Genomic DNA, 17906 nt, shown 5'->3' with positions numbered 1-17906 from the left:
GCGGATTGAACACTTCGGCGCCCGCCCTCGTACCGATGGTCGAAGAGCTGGTCCAGGGTCTCGACCGGGAGGTACGGGTGCGCGAAGATGCCGCCGTGGCCGGTGACCGTCCGCACAGGTCCCGGCAACGCGGTGAACCGTCCGCGGGCTCCGGGGACCCCGCCGAGGAGCTGATGCGGGCGCTCTACCGCGAACACGCCGGGCCGCTGCTCGCGTACGTGCTCCGCCTCGTCGCCGGTGACCGGCAGCGGGCCGAGGACGTGGTGCAGGAGACGCTCATCCGCGCCTGGAAGAACGCCGGCCGGCTCGACCGGGCCACCGGCTCCGTCCGGCCGTGGCTGGTGACGGTCGCCCGGCGCATCGTCATCGACGGCCACCGCAGCCGGCGGGCCCGGCCCCGCGAGGTCGAGCCGTCGCCGCTGGAGGAGATGCCCGCGAAGGACGAGATCGACCGGGCGTTATGGCTGATGACCCTCGTGGACGCGCTCGACGACCTCACACCGGCCCACCGGGAGGCGCTGGTCGAGACGTACTTCAGGGGCCGCACGGTCAACGAGGCCGCCGAGGTGCTCGGTGTCCCCGGCGGGACCGTGCGGTCCCGGGTGTTCTACGCACTGCGTTCGATGAAGCTCGCGCTCGAAGAAAGGGGGATCTCCGCATGAGCGACCACGAGTGGGAGCCGTTCGGGCCGAACTCCCCGGACCTCTCAGCCCTCCCGGACCTCTCCGGCCTCTCCGGCCTCTCCGGCCTCTTCGCGCGGCCCGGCGAAGGGCCGGAACACGACGCGGCGGCGGCCTACGCCCTGGGTGTCCTGGACGATGCCGGGGCGAGCGCCTTCGAAGCCCATCTGGCCGGGTGCGCGCGGTGCGCCGCCCGTCTCGACGAGTTCGCCGGAATGGAACCCGTGCTCGCGATGCTGGCCGACGCGCCCGCCCCTGCCTCCACCGAGGTCTCCGGTGCCCGCCCCCTCCCGCATCTCTCCCCGGAGCCCCGGCCCCGGCTGCTCGACGGGCTGCTGGGCGAGGTCGCCCGCGGCCGGAAGGCGCGGCGGCGCCGCGCCCGGTATCTCGTGGCGGCGGCAGCGGCCCTGATCGTCGGCGGCCCGGTGATCGCCGTCGCGGTCACCGCGGGCGCCGGTGAGGACGGCGGGTCCGTCGCCCGGGGAGCCCCGTACCCCACCGGCCCCGCCGAGGACGCCTTCCCCGCCCGTATGGAGAAGGTGCGGGCCACCGACCCCACCACCGAGGTCGACGCCACGGTCGGCATGGAGGCCACGGCGTGGGGCACCCGCACGGTCCTGGAGCTCAAGAACGTCAAGGGGCCGCGGAAGTGCACCCTGATCGCGGTCTCCAGGAGGGGCGAGGAGGAGGTCGTCACCTCATGGTCCGTACCGGAACAGGGGTACGGAACCGGGGGCTCCCCGTACGGTGCCGCGACGGCCCCGCTCTATGTGCAGGGGGGCGCGGCGATGGCCCGCGCGGACATCGATCACTTCGAGGTACGCACCTTCGACGGCCGGCGGCTGGTGGAGATCGACACCTGAGCATCACACGCACCGGAACGGCAGGTGCGCAGGGGCCCCCGGGTCGCATAAGGTTGACGGCTGCCCAGTGCACGTCAGAAGGGGGTCTCAGTGGCCGCGCAGGATGCCGCTGTCGATTCGTTGCGGGACCGGGAAATCGGAGTCGAGCAGGAACATCTGGACCGGGTTTACCACCGCCTCGAAGAGAAGATCCACGAGGCGGAATTTCTCATGCACGACGCCGTCAAACGCGGGCAGGTCGGCACGCCCGGCGCGCTCGCCGAGCGGGACGCCCAGGTCTTCCGGGCCGGCGTCCACCTCAACCGGCTGAACAGCGAGTTCGAGGACTTCCTCTTCGGACGGGTCGATCTGCTGCTCGGCAAGGACGGTGAGCGCGGCCCGGACGGTGCGTTCACCTCCGTCGAGCCGGCCGACGACGCCGTCCGCGAGGACGCCACCGCCGATATCGCGGAGACGCTGCACATCGGCCGTATCGGAGTCCTGGACTCCGACTACGCGCCCCTGGTGATCGACTGGCGGGCCCCGGCCGCCGCGCCGTTCTACCGCTCGACCCCGAAGGAACCCGGCCGGGTGGTACGCCGCCGGGTCATCCGCTCCAAGGGCCGCAGGGTCCTCGGGGTCGAGGACGACCTGATGCGGCCCGAGCTGACCGCGTTCCTGGACGGCGACAAGCTGCCGGTGATCGGCGACGGCGCCCTGATGGCCGCGCTCGGCCAGGCCCGCAGCCACACCATGCGGGACATCGTCTCCTCCATCCAGGCCGAGCAGGACATGGTGATCCGGGCCCCCGCCGCCTCCGTCACGGAGGTCACCGGCGGACCGGGCACCGGGAAGACCGCGGTCGCCCTGCACCGGGCGGCGTACCTGCTCTACCAGGACCGGCGGCGGTACGCGGGCGGCATCCTGATCGTCTCGCCGACCCCGCTCCTGGTCGCGTACACCGAAGGGGTGCTGCCCTCGCTCGGCGAGGAGGGCCAGGTCGCGATCCGTGCGGTCGGCTCGCTGTCCGACGAGGCGGCGGGCGTCGCCGGGGCCACCACGTACGACGAACCGGCCGTGTCCCGCGTCAAGGGCTCCTCCCGGATGCTCCACGTGCTGCGCAAGGCCGCGCGCGGAGCCCTGGAGACACCGGGCACCCGTTCGGCGCCCCAGGAGGGTCAGCTCGCTTTCGGCGAGGAGGCGCCGGAGGGGCCCGAGGGCACCCCGACCCGGCTGCGGGTGGTCGCCTTCGGTGCCCGGGTCGAGCTGAACGCCGACGAGCTCCAGCGCATCCGGCACAACGTGCTGGGCGGCACCGCACCGGTCAACCTGTTGCGCCCGCGCGCCCGCAAGCTGCTGCTGGACGCCCTGTGGAGCAAGTCCTCGGGCCGGGGCCGCTACACCGACCCGGAGCTCGCGGCGGAGCTGCGTTCCTCCTTCGACGAGGACGTCTCCACGGAGACCCCGTTCCTGGTGTTCCTGAACGCCTGGTGGCCCGAGCTCACCCCGCGCGGGGTGCTCGCCGCGATGGCCGACGAGAAGCGGCTCGGCCGCTGGGCGCGGCGGGTGCTCAACCAGGGGGAGGTGCGGCGGGTGGCCCGTTCGCTGAAGCGGCTCGACGCCGAGGGGAAGGGCCCTCTGTCCGTGCACGACGTGGCGATCCTGGACGAGCTCCAGGCGCTGCTCGGCACCCTGTACCGGCCGAAGAAGAAGCGCGAGTTCGACCCGCTGGACCAGCTCTCCGGGCTGGAGGAGCTGATGCCGCAGCGTGAGGAGACCCAGCGCGAGCGGGCCGAACGGCTGGCGGCGGAGCGCACCGAGTACGCGCACGTCATCGTCGACGAGGCGCAGGACCTGACCCCCATGCAGTGGCGGATGGTCGGCCGCCGGGGCCGGCACGCCACCTGGACGATCGTCGGCGACCCGGCCCAGTCCTCCTGGTCCGACCCGGACGAGGCGGCGGCGGCCCGCGACGAGGCGCTCGGCAGCCGTCCGCGCCGTCGCTTCACCCTCACCGTCAACTACCGCAACCCGGCCGAGATCGCCGAACTCGCGTCGAAGGTGCTGGCGCTGGCGATGCCGGGGACGGAGTCTCCTTCGGCGGTGCGTTCGACCGGTGTGAAGCCGCGCTTCGAGACCGTGCGGGACGGCGACCTGGCCGGCACCGTCCGCGAGGAGGCGCGGCGGCTGCTCGCCGAGGTGGACGGGACGGTCGGCGTGGTGGTGGCGATGAACCGCCGCGCCCAGGCCCGTACCTGGCTCGCGGAGTTGGGGGAGCGGGTGGTGGCGCTGGGGAGCCTGGAGGCGAAGGGCCTGGAGTACGACGCCACGGTCGTCGTCTCTCCGGCGGAGATCGCCGACGAGTCCCCGGCCGGGCTGCGGGTGCTGTACGTGGCGCTGACCCGGGCGACGCAGCAGCTCACGGTGGTGTCGGGGGAGCGGGACATGCCGGACGAGGACGGTGTTCCGGACCTGCTGAGGGACTGAGGCCGACGACGGGCGGGCCGGGGGGACGATTCGATTTCGGGTCAACCCGTCGTGAAGGAATCACTTCTCGGGGGTGTTTGTTAGCCTGGTGTTGGCACCGGCTCGATCCAAGCCCCCGGGCCCAACCTTCGTCGCTTCGAGCGACCACTTGCCGCGAGGCGAGCATGGCGGGTCGGTGCCACCTAACTGAAGAAGACAGGCCCGCGTCACCTGATGGTGGCGCGGGCCTGTTCTTGTTGGGGGAAGCGGCAAGACCCTGCGCGGGAGGCGGCTGGGGGTTCCGCCGGGAGGGTGACTTCTCGTATGGTGGAAAAAACTTTCCGAAACGTGGCAGTCATTACCGGCTACCAGTCAGTAGGTGCGACGATCGGGAAGCGTGTACGGGGCGACTGCCCCGGCCGCGTAGCAATGAAGCTAAGGAAAGCGAAGGACTCGGCCATGGCAACGGCGCCCAGCGTCTCGTACTCGATGACGGTCAGGCTGGAGGTGCCCGCGAGCGGCACAGCAGTCTCCCAGCTCACCACGGCCGTGGAGTCCTCCGGGGGGTCTGTCACCGGCCTCGACGTGACCGCTTCCGGCCACGAGAAGCTGCGGATCGACGTCACCATCGCAGCTTCCTCCACCTCGCACGCGGACGAGATCGTCGAGGGTCTGCGCGACATCGAGGGTGTCGTGCTGGGCAAGGTCTCCGACCGTACGTTCCTGATGCACCTCGGCGGCAAGATCGAGATGCAGTCGAAGCACCCCATCCGCAACCGTGACGACCTCTCGATGATCTACACCCCGGGTGTCGCCCGGGTGTGCATGGCGATCGCCGAGAACCCCGAGGACGCCCGCCGCCTCACCATCAAGCGCAACTCCGTCGCAGTTGTGACGGACGGCTCCGCGGTGCTGGGCCTCGGCAACATCGGCCCGATGGCCGCGCTGCCGGTCATGGAGGGCAAGGCGGCCCTCTTCAAGCGCTTCGCCGGTATCGACGCCTGGCCGCTCTGCCTGGACACCCAGGACACCGATGCCATCGTCGAGATCGTCAAGGCGATCGCCCCGGGCTTCGCGGGCATCAATCTGGAGGACATCTCCGCACCCCGCTGTTTCGAGATCGAGGCGCGGCTGCGCGAGGCCCTGGACATCCCGGTCTTCCACGACGACCAGCACGGCACCGCGATCGTCGTCCTGGCCGCGCTGACCAACGCGCTGCGTGTGGTGGGCAAGGGAATCGGGGACGTACGGGTCGTCATGTCCGGTGCCGGAGCCGCCGGTACGGCCATCCTGAAGCTGCTCATCGCCGCGGGCGTCAAGCACGCGGTCGTCGCCGACATCCACGGTGTGGTGCACGCGGGCCGCGAGGACCTGGTCTCCGCCGACCCCGACTCGCCGCTGCGCTGGATCGCCGACAACACCAACCCCGAGGGCGTCACCGGCACCCTCAAGGAGGCCGTCGTCGACGCCGACGTCTTCATCGGCGTCTCCGCCCCCAACGTCCTGAACGGCGACGATGTCGCGGCGATGGCGGACGGCGCGATCGTGTTCGCGCTCGCGAACCCGGACCCCGAGGTGGACCCCGCGATCGCCCGTCAGACGGCGGCGGTCGTGGCCACCGGCCGTTCCGACTTCCCCAACCAGATCAACAACGTGCTGGTCTTCCCGGGTGTCTTCCGCGGTCTGCTGGACGCTCAGTCCCGCACCGTCAACACGGAGATGATGCTCGCGGCGGCCGGTGCCCTCGCCGACGTCGTCGCGGAGGACGAGGTGAACGCGAACTACATCATCCCGTCGGTCTTCAACGACAAGGTCGCGGGAGCCGTCGCGGGAGCCGTCCGGGCCGCCGCGAAGGCCGCGGGGGCCGACGGGGCGACCCCGTCCACCCTGGCATGACAGACGCGTTCCGCGGGTGCCGGCCACGGTCCCCGCGGAACGTGCCGTACCTCACGCGGGCCGTTGTACGGCGCGTCGTGGGTCGCGGCGCCCCAAACGTCCCTTTAGGGTGGGCGGGCAGCGGGCCCCGCACGGCCCGGCATCCGCTGCGGACCGCTCAGGCCAGTCGACGGAACGTCACCACGAGCAAACCGTGGCGGCTTTCGTGTGACCCCGGAGGGTTCCGGATTGGCTTTCCCGCCGCAGGTGGGGGCAGGATGCGTAATCGGGCGCGAGGGTCTGACATCAGACCCGGGTCCGGGGACTGTCAGAGGGCCCTGGCAGCATCGGCTTCGATCTCACGCCTCACAGGCAAGAAGAACACGGGAGTAACAACATGAACCGCAGTGAGCTGGTGGCCGCCCTGGCCGACCGCGCCGAGGTGACTCGCAAGGACGCCGACGCCGTGCTGGCCGCGCTCGCCGAGACCGTCGGTGAGATCGTCGCCAAGGGCGACGAGAAGGTCACCATCCCCGGCTTCCTGACCTTCGAGCGCACCCACCGTGCCGCTCGCACCGCTCGTAACCCGCAGACCGGCGACCCGATCAACATCCCGGCCGGCTACAGCGTGAAGGTCTCCGCGGGCTCCAAGCTCAAGGAAGCCGCCAAGGGCAAGTAAGTCTCCTACGGCCCGTCTCGGACGGCGGGCCCTGGACACGAGAAGGGCGGCCACCCCCGACCAGGGGTGGCCGCCCTTCGCCGTGCCGTGAAGTGTCCGCGGGGCGTCCGCGGAGTGTCCGCGGGGCGCGCGGCGCCCATAGGGGCCCCTCCACCCCGTGCGGCGGCCGGACGGGCTCGGGGCGCGGCAATGGCCTGTACGGGCCTGTACGGGCGCCCAGTGGCCCTGTAGGCCCCACGGGCCCGTGGGGCCTACAGGGCCACGACGCCGTACGGTCCCGCGGCCCGAAGCGCCGCACGAGCCGCGGTGCACGGCGAACAGCCCGCCGCCCCGGTCCCGAGTGACGGGGCCGGGGCGGCGGGCTGTTCGCCTGCGAACGTACGGGCGGACCTTGCCGTGCGGTGTGCGGCAGCACGGTACGGGCGGCCGTGGCCGACCGTCAGACGAGCGAGCCGCCGGGCAGTTCGACCTTCGCGCCGAGCTTTTCGAGCTTGTCCATGAAGTTCTCGTAGCCGCGGTTGATCAGGTCGATACCGTGCACCCGGGATGTGCCCTGGGCCGCCAGCGCGGCGATCAGGTACGAGAAACCGCCACGCAGGTCAGGGATGACCAGATCCGCGCCCTGGAGCTTCGTCGGCCCGGAGACGACCGCGGAGTGGAGGAAGTTGCGCTGGCCGAAGCGGCAGTCGGAGCCGCCCAGGCATTCGCGGTAGAGCTGGATGTGCGCACCCATCTGGTTGAGTGCCGAGGTGAAGCCGAGCCGGGACTCGTACACCGTCTCGTGGACGATGGACAGGCCCGCGGCCTGCGTCAGCGCCACCACCAGGGGCTGCTGCCAGTCGGTCTGGAAACCGGGGTGCACGTCGGTCTCCAGCGCGATGGCGTTCAGCGCGCCGCCGGGGTGCCAGAAGCGGATGCCCTCGTCGTCGATCTGGAAGGCACCGCCGACCCGGCGGAAGGTGTTGAGGAAGGTCATCATCGAGCGCTGCTGGGCGCCGCGCACATAGATGTTGCCCTCGGTCGCCAGCGCCGCGGACGCCCAGGAGGCCGCCTCCAGGCGGTCCGGGATCGCCCGGTGCGTGTAGCCGTCGAGCTTGTCGACACCCGTGATCCGGATCGTCCGGTCGGTGTCCATGGAGATGATCGCGCCCATCTTCTGCAGTACGCAGATGAGGTCCTCGATCTCCGGCTCCACGGCCGCGTTGGACAGCTCGGTGACGCCCTCGGCGAGCACCGCCGTCAGCAGCACCTGCTCGGTGGAGCCCACCGACGGGTACGGCAGCCGGATCTTCGTGCCGCGCAGTCGCTGCGGGGCCTCCAGATACTGGCCGTCCGCCCGCTTCTCGATGGTCGCGCCGAACTGGCGCAGCACCTCGAAGTGGAAGTCGATCGGCCGGCCGCCGATGTCGCAGCCGCCGAGACCGGGGATGAAGGCATGGCCCAGCCGGTGCAGCAGCGGGCCGCAGAAGAGGATCGGGATGCGCGACGAGCCGGCGTGGGCGTCGATGTCGGCGACGTTCGCGCTCTCGACGTGCGACGGATCGAGAATCAGTTCGCCCGGTTCATCACCGGGGCGCACGGTCACGCCATGGAGTTGCAGCAGTCCCCGGACCACCCGTACATCACGGATGTCGGGCACATTGCGGAGTCGGCTGGGCCCGCTGCCGAGCAGCGCGGCGACCATTGCCTTCGGCACCAGGTTCTTGGCGCCTCGGACGCGGATCTCGCCCTCCAGCGGGGTGCCGCCGTGGACAAGCAGGACATCGTCTGTGCCGGTCATGTATCTCGCGTTCCGGAGTGGTCGGGCGGGGGGCCAACGAAAAGGGTAATGGCCTCCTACCCCCCTTCCGTAAGGCGAAGGGGGGTGTACGAACGTCATGAATCCGCCACAACACGTTCCGCTCCCCGAATGTTGCGGAGGGTCACCGTCCGCAACGGCCGCCGCGCAGTGCGCTCCTTGTGCATCAGTGCGCCCTGAGCTGCGCTCGCCCGCCGCGGGTGGGCGGCCGCGCCATCCGGTGCCCGCGGGGGCCGAACATGCGGGATCATTTCTGTCATGACCGAGGTGTCCTCCCTCACAGGGCGATTGCTCGTGGCCACACCCGCCCTGGCGGACCCGAATTTCGACCGGGCGGTGGTGCTTCTTCTCGACCACGACGAGGAGGGCTCACTCGGCGTGGTCCTGAACCGGCCGACGCCCGTCGGCGTCGGTGACATCCTCGCGTCCTGGGCCGGTCTGACCGGTGAGCCGGACGTGGTCTTCCAGGGCGGCCCCGTATCGCTGGACTCCGCGCTCGGCGTGGCGGTGATCCCCGGCGACGAGGGCCCCCTCGGCTGGCGCCGGGTGCACGGGGCGATCGGTCTGGTGGACCTGGAGGCCCCGCCGGAGCTGCTGGCCGCGGCGCTGGGCTCGCTGCGGATCTTCGCCGGGTACGCCGGATGGGGCCCCGGTCAACTGGAGAGCGAGCTGACGGGCGGCGCCTGGTACGTGGTCGAGTCGGAGCCCGGGGACGTCTCCTCGCCGCGCCCGGAGAAGCTCTGGCGGGCCGTCCTGCGCCGCCAGCGCAGCGAGCTGGCGATGATCGCGACGTATCCGGACGACCCTTCGCTGAACTGACACCCGCGGCTTTCAGTACCCTTGGCGGTTATGAGCACTCTTGAGCCCGATCGTGGGGCAGGTACGGGGACCCTCGTAGAGCCGACCCCACAGGTGTCGAACGGCGACGGCGACCACGAGCGCTACGCCCATTACGTCCAGAAGGACAAGATCATGGCGAGTGCCCTGGAGGGCACTCCCGTGGTGGCACTGTGCGGCAAGGTCTGGGTGCCGGGGCGCGACCCCAAGAAGTATCCGGTCTGCCCCATGTGCAAGGAGATCTACGAGTCCATGGGCGCCGGCGGCGACAAGGACAAGGGCAAGGGCGGCAAGGACAAGAAGTAGTCCGCAGCCGGATGTGACCCTCCGGTACCTGGCCCCCGGGGTGTGCAGAGATGCGCGCCCCGGGGGCTTTCGCATGCCCGGCGGGTGTCCGGAAAGAGTTCTGTGAGGTGCTTCGCGTTGCACGGGCTGCACCCGCGGGTCACAGAGTGGTAGAGACCACTTGTCGGCGCTCAGGTCCGGACCTACCCTCCTGCCAGTTGTGCAGAACGAAACGCGCGTTGCGCATGATGCAACGACCGATCTGTAGGGGTTCCGGATGAAGTTATCTGCCCGAATTGCCGCCCCGGCCGCGGCGCTTGTGCTGGCGGGCCTCACCGCCACCGCGTGTGCGCCGCAGACCTCCGACACCAGCGCCAAGGGGGACGAGAAGTCCGGCACGCTGCGCGTCTGGCTCTTCCAGGAGGTCGGCAACAAGCCCAAGGAACAGGTCGTCGACGCGGCCGTGGCCGACTTCAGGAAGAGCCACAAGGACGCGAAGATCGAGATCGAGTACATACCCGTCGACACCCGCGCCCAGCGGATCAAGGCCGCCTTCAACGACCCCAAGAGCGCCCCGGACCTCATCGAGTACGGCAACACCGACACCGCCGGATACGTGAAGGACGGCGGACTGGCCGATGTCAGCGAGGAGTTCGCCGCCTGGGACGAGGCCAAGGACACCGACCCGACGGCCAGGCAGTCCGTCACCGTCGGCGGCAAGGTGTACGGGGCCCCGCTCTTCGTCGGCGTACGCGCGCTCTACTACCGCACCGACGTCTTCAAGGACCTCGGCATCGACGCCCCCAAGTCCCAGGCGGAGCTGATCTCCACCGCCAAGAAGATCCACAAGGCGAAGCCGGACCTCTACGGTCTCGCGGTCGGCGGCGCGTACACCTACGGGGCGATGCCGTTCATCTGGGCGAACGGCGGCGAACTGGCCGGGGAGAGCGGCGGTACGTACAAGGCGGCCATCAACAGCGACAAGGCGCGCAAGGGCATCGAGGCCTACACCTCGCTCTTCGGCGACGCCAACTGCCCGGCCGCCAAGTGCGCCTCCATGGGCGGCAACGCCACCGTCACCGCCTTCGCCTCCGGCAAGGCGGCCATGGCGATCGGCGGCGACTTCAGCCACGCGGCGGTCGAGGCCGGCGCCGTCAAGGGCAAGTACGCCGTGGTCCCGCTGCCCGGCGTGGCCGAGGGATCCATCGCTCCCGCCTTCGCGGGCGGCAACAACATCGGCGTACTCAAGAGCAGTGCGCACCGCACGCTCGCCGTCGACCTGCTGAAGTCGCTGACCGGCAAGCAGACCCAGGCGAAGCTGTTCGACGCGATGGGCTTCCTTCCCACGTACACCGACGTGCTGGCCAACGCCGCGAAGAAGCAGCCGTTCGTCGCGCCGTTCGTCCAGACGCTGGGCGCGGGCGCCAAGTTCGTACCGGCCTCGGCGGGCTGGGCCCAGATCGACGCCTCGCTGGTCCTGCCGACGATGTTCCAGGAGGTCGTCAGCGGCCGCAAGGACGTGGCGCGGGCCTCGGACGACGCGGCGAAGAAGATGGACGCGGCGTTCGCTGCCGCGGGCTGACGATGACCGCGGACACGACGGCGTACAAGTCTCCCGGTCCGGCCGGCCCGCCCGGCCGCGACGGCCCGGTCACCGGCCGCCCGCCCCGGCGGCGCCGCTCCGGCTCACCCGCGCGGCGCCCCGGCTGGACCCCCTGGCTCTACCTGCTGCCCGCGCTGGTCCTGCTGGCCGGGCTGCTGGTCTACCCGATCTACCAACTCGGCCTGATCTCCTTCCTGGAGTACACCCAGGCCCAGGTCAGCGGTGGCGAGCCGACCACCTTCAAGGGCCTGGGCAACTACGCGACCCTCTTCGACGACAGCCAGTTCTGGCAGGTCCTCCTCGCCACCGTCGTCTTCGCCTCGGTCTGCGTGCTGGCCACCCTGCTGGTCGGCTGCGCCCTCGCGGTCCTGCTGACCCGGATCCGCGCCCTGCCCCGGCTCGCGCTGATGGTGGCCGCGCTGGGCGCCTGGGCGACACCCGCGATCACCGGCTCCACCGTCTGGGTGTTCCTCTTCGACCCCGACTTCGGACCGGTCAACAAGGTGCTGGGGCTCGGCGACTTCTCCTGGACGTACGGGCGCTACAGCGCCTTCGCCCTGGTGCTCCTGGAAGTCCTCTGGTGCTCGTTCCCGTTCGTCATGGTGACCGTGTACGCGGGCATCCGGGCCATCCCCACCGAGGTGCTGGAGGCCGCGTCGCTGGACGGTGCCTCCCAGTGGCGGATCTGGCGGTCCGTCACGGCTCCGATGCTGCGCCCGATCCTCGTCGTCGTCACCATCCAGTCGATCATCTGGGACTTCAAGGTCTTCACCCAGATCTATGTCATGACCAACGGCGGCGGCATCGCGGGCCAGAACCTGGTGCTCAACGTGTACGCGTACCAGAAGGCGTTCGCGTCCTCGCAGTACAGCCTCGGATCGGCGATCGGCGTCGTGATGCTGGTGCTCCTGCTGGCCGTCACGCTGGTCTATCTGCGCCTGGTACGGCGCCAGGGGGAGGAACTGTGAGCCCGACCGGTGCCGGTACCGCTGCCACCGCGGGCGGCCGGCTGCGCTCCGCCCTGCGCATCCGGCGGCCCGGCAGGCTGGCCGCCGAGGCCGCCGCACTGCTCATCGCCGCGGCCGTCGCCTTCCCGCTGTACTGGATGGTGCTCTCCGCCGTGAAACCGGCGGGCGAGATCCAGTCGGCCGAGGCCCGCCCCTGGACCCTGTCCCCGTCGCTCGACTCGTTCCGCCGGGTCTTCGAACAGCAGGATTTCGGCCGCTACTTCCTCAACAGCCTGCTCGTGGCGGGCACGGTCGTCATCGCGTCCGCGCTGATCGCCTTCCTGGCCGCCACGGCCGTGACCAGATTCCGCTTCCGGTTCCGCACCACCCTGCTGATCATGTTCCTGGTCGCGCAGATGGTGCCGGTCGAGGCGCTGACCATCCCGCTGTTCTTCCTGATGCGGGACTTCGGGCAGCTGAACACCCTGGGCTCGCTGATCCTGCCGCACCTCGCCTTCTCGCTGCCGTTCGCGATCTGGATGCTGCGCGGCTTCGTCAAGGCGGTCCCGGAGGCGCTGGAGGAGGCCGCCTACATCGACGGGGCGAGCCGCACCCGCTTCCTGTGGCAGATCCTCTTCCCGCTGGTCTTCCCCGGCCTCGTGGCGACGAGCGTCTTCTCCTTCATCACGACCTGGAACGACTTCCTCTTCGCCAAGTCGTTCATCATCAGCGACACCTCCCAGTCGACGCTCCCGATGGCACTGCTGGTGTTCTTCAAGCCCGACGAGAACGACTGGGGAGGGATCATGGCAGCCTCGACGGTGATGACCATTCCCGTGCTGGTCTTCTTCGTACTCGTACAGCGACGCCTGGTCTCGGGACTGGGCGGAGCGGTTAAGGACTGACGTCATGCCCATCGACCTGATCCCGGCGCCCGGACGCCTCGGTGACGCGGGGCGGTGCGGATTCGTTCCGGACCGGTCCACCACCATCACCGCGGCTCCGGGCACCGAGAACACGGAACGCTGGCTGCGCGCCACGCTCGGGGCCGCGTTCGGCCTGCCCCTGGCGCCGGGCGCGGGGCGCGGGCCGGGCGCCGGGCACGCGGGGCATGCCGGGCACGCGGGGAGTACGGCGGGTGGCGGGGGCACTGTCCGGGCCGGGAACGCGGGGAATACGGCGGGTGGCGCGGACACCGTCCGCGCCGGGAACACCGTCGAGCTGCTGATCGACCCGGACCTGGCGCCCGAGGGCTACCGGCTGTCCGTCGACCCGGAATCCGGCGTCCGTGTCGCCGGGGGCAGCGCCGCGGGTGTCTTCTGGGGCGCGCAGACGCTTCGCCAGCTGCTGGGTCCCGACGCCTTCCGGCGGGCCCCGGTGACCGCGGAACCGCACCCGGGCATCCCCGCCCTGGAGATCGAGGACGCCCCCCGCTTCACCTGGCGCGGCCTCATGCTCGACGTCTCACGGCACTTCATGCCCAAGGACGAGGTCCTGCGCTACCTCGACCTCCTCGCGGCCCACAAGCTGAACGTCTTCCACTTCCACCTCACCGACGACCAGGGCTGGCGCGTCGAGATCAAGCGCCACCCGCGCCTCACCGAGGTCGGCGCCTGGCGTGCCCGTACCAAATACGGCCACCGGGCCTCCGAACTGTGGGACGAGACCCCGTACGGCGGCTACTACACGCAGGACGACATCCGCGAGATCGTCGCGTACGCGGCGGAGCGGCATATCAGCGTCGTCCCCGAGATCGACATCCCCGGCCACTCGCAGGCCGCCATCAGCGCGTACCCCGAACTGGGCAACACCGACGTCATCGACACCACCACCCTCTCCGTCTGGGACACCTGGGGCATCAACCCGAACGTACTCGCCCCCACTGACAACACCCTGCGCTTCTTCGAGGGCGTCTTCGAGGAGATCCTGGAACTCTTCCCCGCCGCCACCTCGCCGTTCATCCACGTCGGCGGCGACGAATGCCTCAAGGACCAGTGGCGGAAGTCCCCGACCGCCCAGGCCCGGATCACCGAACTCGGTCTGGCCGACGAGGACGGGCTCCAGGCATGGTTCATCGGGCACTTCGACACCTGGCTCACCGAGCGCGGGCGCCGCCTCATCGGCTGGGACGAGATCCTCGAAGGCGGCCTCCCCCAGGGCGCCGCGGTCTCCTCGTGGCGCGGCTACGCGGGAGGCATCGCCGCCGCCGAGGCGGGGCACGACGTCGTGATGTGCCCCGAGCAGCAGGTGTATCTGGACCACCGTCAGCACGGCGGCCCCGACGAGCCGATGCCGATCGGCTTCGTCCGCACGCTGGAGGACGTCTACCGCTTCGAACCCGTGCCCCCGGGCCTCTCCGAGGAGGCGGCCCGTCACATCCTGGGCACCCAGGCCAATGTCTGGACCGAGGTCATGCAGAACCGTGCCCGCGTCGACTACCAGGTCTTCCCGAGGCTCGCGGCCTTCGCCGAGGTCGCCTGGTCGGCCCTGCCCGCCTCCGTCGACCGGGACTTCGCGGACTTCGAGCGCCGCATGACCACGCACTACGCCCGGCTCGACGCCCTCGGCGTCGACTACCGCCCGCCGGGCGGCCCGTTGCCGTGGCAGCGGCGCCCCGGCATCCTCGGACGCCCGCTGGAAGGCCCGCCCCCGAACGTGTGAGCCGCCGCGCCGGGCGAGTTCCGGCCACTGCTCCGCCTCCGCGCCCGCGCGAAGACCCGCTCGGGCGCGGAGGGTGCGGAAGGCGCGGGGGTGCGGGACGGGGGTGCGGTGCGGGGGTGCGGTGCCGGCGTGCGGAAGGTGTGCGCAAGGCGCGCGGAAGACGGGAATTCGCGCGGGCGCGAGGCGTGCGCGACGTGCGCGACGTGCGGAACGAACCGAATAAGTCGTACAAGCCTCGCCGAAGAGTGGCAATTCACACTCTGCGCCGAAGACGTGCGAAAGCGGATTTACCCTCTGGTCAGGGACGGATGCGTCCTTCGTGGACCCTCGCGTCGGTCCGGTCGGAAGATGTGCCAGAGTTGCCACGTCCGGGCTGTGAGCACGTACCGTACGGCGGAACAGGCGGGACTGCCGGGACACCGGGAAGGGGCAGCTGGGTTGACCACGCACGCACCGCAGGCGATGCAGTCGGTGACGCTGCCGGCCTCGCTAGACGAGGCCGTGGCGGCACTCGGCGCCATGCCTGCCGCCGTCCCCGTGGCCGGTGGCACGGACCTCATGGCGGCCGTCAACAAGGGGCTGCTGCGCCCCTCCGGACTGGTCGGCCTCGGCCGGATCAGCGAGCTGCGCGGCTGGCACTACCAGGACGGTCACGCGCTGCTCGGCGCCGGACTCACCCACGCACGCATGGGGCGGCCCGACTTCGCCGCCCTCATCCCCGCGCTCGCCGCCTCCGCGCGCGCCGCGGGCCCGCCCCAGATCCGTAACGCCGGGACGCTCGGCGGCAACATCGCCACCTCCGCGCCGACCGGTGACGCCCTGCCGGTGCTGGCCGCCCTGGAGGCCGAACTCGTCATCGCGGGTCCCGGCGGCGCCCGCCGCGAGATCCCGGTGTCGCACCTGCTGGCCGGCCGGGAGATGCTCCAGCCCGCCGAGCTGATCGGCTTCGTCCGCGTACCGCTGCTGCACGCCCCCCAGGTGTTCCTGAAGGCGACCGGCCGCACCGGGCCGGGCCGCGCCACGGCCTCCGTCGCCATCGTCCTGGACCCGGCCCGGCGCGGCGTGCGCTGCGCGGTCGGCGCCATCGCGCCGATGCCGCTGCGGCCGCTGGAGGCCGAGCGCTGGATCGCCTCGCTGATCGACTGGGACGGCGAACGCGGACTGGCCCCCGACGCGCTGGCCGCCTTCGGCGAGTACGTCGCCGCGGCCTGCATCCCGGACCAGGAACCACCGGCCGACGGGGGAGAGGCGCCACCGCTGTCCCCGGCCGTACTGCACCTGCGGCGTACCGTTGCCGCGCTGGCCCGACGCGCGCTGGGGAGGGCACTGTCGTGAGCAACGAGGAACATCCCGAACACCAGGGCCACCCCGAGGGGCCCGATCCCAGGTACGGAGCCTGGCAGCCGACGCCGCAGACCGGTGAGTACGACGCCGACGCCACCGCGTTCGTCCACCTGCCGCCGGAGGACCTGGCCAACGCGCCGCTGGCCGCTCCCGGCCACGGGTACGTACCGCCGATGATCCTGCCGCTGACCCCGGCGGCGGGCCTGGACCCGGCGGCGACGGGCAGCTGGGTCGTGCAGACACAGACCCAGCAGGCCCAGGCCGAGGCGCGGGCGCGGAACGAGACCCCCGGGGCGGTGCACTGGCCGGACCCGAACCAGCAGAACGCGCACGCCCAGCAGCACGACCTGCCGGGTCAGCGGAGCGCGTACACCCCGCAGTACAACCTGCCCGGTCAGCGAAACGAGCGCGGCCAACAGGACATGCAGGCGCAGCAGGGTCTGCACGCCCAGCAGGACATGCAGGCGCAGCACGACATGCGCGCTCAGCAGGACATGCGCGCTCAGCAGGACATGCACCCCCAGCACGAGGTGCGGAGCCGGCAGGACCTGTCGGATCGGCACTCGGATCAGCAGGACCTGTCGCGCCCGTACATGTCGCCGTATCAGGAGACGTCGCACTCGACGGCCCAGTGGAACTTCAGCGAGGTCACGGGCGAGCCCGTGGCCGAGCAGGCGGGTGCGCCGGATTCCGTGCCCGTCGAGGCCGTGGGCCACACCGGCCAGTGGACGATCCCGGTGGCGGACGGCGACCTTCCGGACGAGTCGGGCGAGTTCATGGCCTCGGCACAGGCGTCCCAGTGGTACGCGGAGAGCGCGCCCCCGGCCACGCTGCCGGGCGGCGCACCCGCACCGTGGGCGACTCCGGAGCCCGCTCCCGAGGTGGCGGAAACGGCGGCAGAGGCCGAGCGCACGGCGCCCGCGGCCGAATCCGACGAGGGCCACGCCGAGTACGCCGGACGGACAGCTCTCGGGGACGTACCCGGCGACGCACCTCTTGAGGAGACCGCCGACCCGGTCACCGAAGAGGCTGCCGAAGCGATCACCGAGCCGGTGAATGAAGAGACGACCGAATCGGGCATCGGAGAGACTGCCGAACCGGTCACCGAAACGGTCACCGAATCGGTCGGGGAGACGACCGGAGCGTTCACCGACGAGACCGCCGAGACCGCCGAACCGGAACCGGTCACCGAAGCGATCACCGACGTCCCCAGTGAGCACCCCGCCGCCTCCTACCTCCTGCACGTCAACGGCGTCGACCGTCCGGTGACCGACGCGTGGATCGGCGAGTCCCTGCTCTACGTCCTCCGCGAACGCCTCGGCCTCGCCGGTGCCAAGGACGGCTGCTCCCAGGGCGAATGCGGGGCCTGCAACGTCCAGGTCGACGGCCGTCTCGTCGCCTCCTGCCTGGTCCCCGCGGCCACGGCGGCGGGCAGCGAGGTCCGTACGGTCGAAGGTCTCGCCGTCGACGGCGAGCCGTCCGACGTCCAGCGGGCCCTCGCCACCTGCGGGGCCGTCCAGTGCGGCTTCTGCATTCCCGGCATGGCCATGACCGTCCATGACCTCCTGGAGGGCAACCACGCCCCCAGTGAGCTGGAGACGCGTCAGGCACTCTGCGGCAACCTCTGCCGCTGTTCCGGCTACCGGGGCGTGCTCGACGCGGTGGCCGAGGTCGTCGCGACCCGCGAGGCGAGCGCCGAGGCGGCCGCGACCACCACCGCGCACGACGAGGACGAAGCGCGCATCCCGCACCAGGCCGCGCCCGGAGCGGGCAGCGTCCAGCAGCCCCACCCGCACCAGGGAGGCGGGCTGTGAGGCACGCACGCGGATCCGCCGCACAGCACCACGGCGCGACACCACAGGTCACCATCCGCTGCCGTCGCAGCGGGG

14 protein-coding genes are annotated in these 17906 nt (G+C 71.1%); 13 read left to right on the top strand and 1 reads right to left on the bottom strand.

What is annotated here, in order from left to right; translation table 11 throughout:
- The first annotated feature begins 35 nt into the window (after positions 1-35).
- The 5 genes from A6A29_RS27445 to A6A29_RS27425 all read left to right on the top strand — a co-directional run bounded on the left by A6A29_RS27445 (position 36) and on the right by A6A29_RS27425 (position 6542).
- A complete protein-coding gene (locus A6A29_RS27445; protein ID WP_107468340.1) occupies positions 36-662 on the top strand; it encodes a sigma-70 family RNA polymerase sigma factor in 627 nt (208 codons plus the stop codon).
- Positions 659-1543: an anti-sigma factor family protein gene (locus A6A29_RS27440; RefSeq protein WP_073723808.1), complete on the top strand. Its 885-nt coding sequence runs from the start codon at positions 659-661 to the stop codon at positions 1541-1543. The genes A6A29_RS27445 and A6A29_RS27440 overlap by 4 nt, the downstream gene beginning before the upstream one ends.
- 90 nt (positions 1544-1633) lie before the next feature.
- On the top strand, positions 1634-4009 hold the full coding sequence (locus A6A29_RS27435; protein WP_073723806.1) for a HelD family protein: 2376 nt from the start codon (positions 1634-1636) through the stop codon (positions 4007-4009).
- A gap of 438 nt (positions 4010-4447) precedes the next feature.
- Positions 4448-5884 carry an NAD-dependent malic enzyme gene (locus A6A29_RS27430; protein WP_073723804.1) on the top strand — a complete coding sequence of 479 codons (1437 nt, stop codon included), beginning with the start codon at positions 4448-4450 and terminating at the stop codon, positions 5882-5884.
- Between the two features lie 376 nt (positions 5885-6260).
- Positions 6261-6542: an HU family DNA-binding protein gene (locus tag A6A29_RS27425; protein WP_003968811.1), complete on the top strand. Its 282-nt coding sequence runs from the start codon at positions 6261-6263 to the stop codon at positions 6540-6542.
- A 439-nt stretch (positions 6543-6981) separates the two neighbouring features.
- On the opposite strand, the gene murA is transcribed toward A6A29_RS27425, so the two are convergent.
- Positions 6982-8322, bottom strand: a complete 1341-nt coding sequence (murA, locus tag A6A29_RS27420) for a UDP-N-acetylglucosamine 1-carboxyvinyltransferase (RefSeq protein WP_073723802.1) — start codon at positions 8320-8322, stop codon at positions 6982-6984.
- A gap of 276 nt (positions 8323-8598) precedes the next feature.
- Here murA and A6A29_RS27415 point away from each other — a divergent pair, with 276 nt between their 5' ends.
- From A6A29_RS27415 to A6A29_RS27380, 8 genes are all read left to right on the top strand, one after another.
- The gene (locus A6A29_RS27415) at positions 8599-9159 is read left to right on the top strand and encodes a YqgE/AlgH family protein (protein ID WP_073723801.1); all 561 of its coding nucleotides are present in this window, start codon (positions 8599-8601) and stop codon (positions 9157-9159) included.
- A gap of 30 nt (positions 9160-9189) precedes the next feature.
- Positions 9190-9483 carry a DUF3039 domain-containing protein gene (locus A6A29_RS27410; protein ID WP_073723799.1) on the top strand — a complete coding sequence of 98 codons (294 nt, stop codon included), beginning with the start codon at positions 9190-9192 and terminating at the stop codon, positions 9481-9483.
- 256 nt (positions 9484-9739) lie between these two features.
- Positions 9740-11044: an extracellular solute-binding protein gene (locus tag A6A29_RS27405; protein ID WP_073723797.1), complete on the top strand. Its 1305-nt coding sequence runs from the start codon at positions 9740-9742 to the stop codon at positions 11042-11044.
- Positions 11045-11046: 2 nt separating this feature from the next.
- A complete protein-coding gene (locus tag A6A29_RS27400) occupies positions 11047-12033 on the top strand; it encodes a carbohydrate ABC transporter permease (RefSeq protein WP_073723795.1) in 987 nt (328 codons plus the stop codon).
- Positions 12034-12074: 41 nt separating this feature from the next.
- Positions 12075-12917 carry a carbohydrate ABC transporter permease gene (locus A6A29_RS27395; protein ID WP_107468339.1) on the top strand — a complete coding sequence of 281 codons (843 nt, stop codon included), beginning with the start codon at positions 12075-12077 and terminating at the stop codon, positions 12915-12917.
- Between the two features lie 4 nt (positions 12918-12921).
- The gene (locus A6A29_RS27390; protein ID WP_073723791.1) at positions 12922-14673 is read left to right on the top strand and encodes a beta-N-acetylhexosaminidase; all 1752 of its coding nucleotides are present in this window, start codon (positions 12922-12924) and stop codon (positions 14671-14673) included.
- A 438-nt stretch (positions 14674-15111) separates the two neighbouring features.
- Entirely contained in the window at positions 15112-16008 is an 897-nt protein-coding gene (locus A6A29_RS27385; protein WP_073723789.1) for an FAD binding domain-containing protein, read from the top strand.
- A complete protein-coding gene (locus tag A6A29_RS27380; protein ID WP_073723787.1) occupies positions 16005-17831 on the top strand; it encodes a (2Fe-2S)-binding protein in 1827 nt (608 codons plus the stop codon). Before A6A29_RS27385 ends, A6A29_RS27380 begins: the two co-directional genes overlap by 4 nt.
- The last annotated feature ends 75 nt before the right edge of the window (positions 17832-17906 follow it).

Origin of the sequence: Streptomyces sp. TSRI0281, from assembly GCF_001905125.1 — a bacterium.
Classification (GTDB): Bacteria; Actinomycetota; Actinomycetes; order Streptomycetales; family Streptomycetaceae; genus Streptomyces.
The sequence above is the reverse complement of the archived record's forward strand: the minus strand, read 5'-3'. Positions and strand labels throughout refer to the sequence as shown.

Excerpts from the sequence above, each read along its gene's own strand:
- A6A29_RS27400 (WP_073723795.1), top strand. The coding sequence starts at position 11,047 with ATGACCGCGGACACGACGGCGTACAAGTCTCCCGGTCCGGCCGGCCCG.
- murA (WP_073723802.1), bottom strand. The coding sequence starts at position 8,322 with ATGACCGGCACAGACGATGTCCTGCTTGTCCACGGCGGCACCCCGCTG.
- A6A29_RS27445 (WP_107468340.1), top strand. The coding sequence starts at position 36 with ATGGTCGAAGAGCTGGTCCAGGGTCTCGACCGGGAGGTACGGGTGCGC.
- A6A29_RS27405 (WP_073723797.1), top strand. The coding sequence starts at position 9,740 with ATGAAGTTATCTGCCCGAATTGCCGCCCCGGCCGCGGCGCTTGTGCTG.
- A6A29_RS27440 (WP_073723808.1), top strand. The coding sequence starts at position 659 with ATGAGCGACCACGAGTGGGAGCCGTTCGGGCCGAACTCCCCGGACCTC.
- A6A29_RS27390 (WP_073723791.1), top strand. The coding sequence starts at position 12,922 with ATGCCCATCGACCTGATCCCGGCGCCCGGACGCCTCGGTGACGCGGGG.
- A6A29_RS27425 (WP_003968811.1), top strand. The coding sequence starts at position 6,261 with ATGAACCGCAGTGAGCTGGTGGCCGCCCTGGCCGACCGCGCCGAGGTG.
- A6A29_RS27415 (WP_073723801.1), top strand. The coding sequence starts at position 8,599 with ATGACCGAGGTGTCCTCCCTCACAGGGCGATTGCTCGTGGCCACACCC.
- A6A29_RS27430 (WP_073723804.1), top strand. The coding sequence starts at position 4,448 with ATGGCAACGGCGCCCAGCGTCTCGTACTCGATGACGGTCAGGCTGGAG.
- A6A29_RS27410 (WP_073723799.1), top strand. The coding sequence starts at position 9,190 with ATGAGCACTCTTGAGCCCGATCGTGGGGCAGGTACGGGGACCCTCGTA.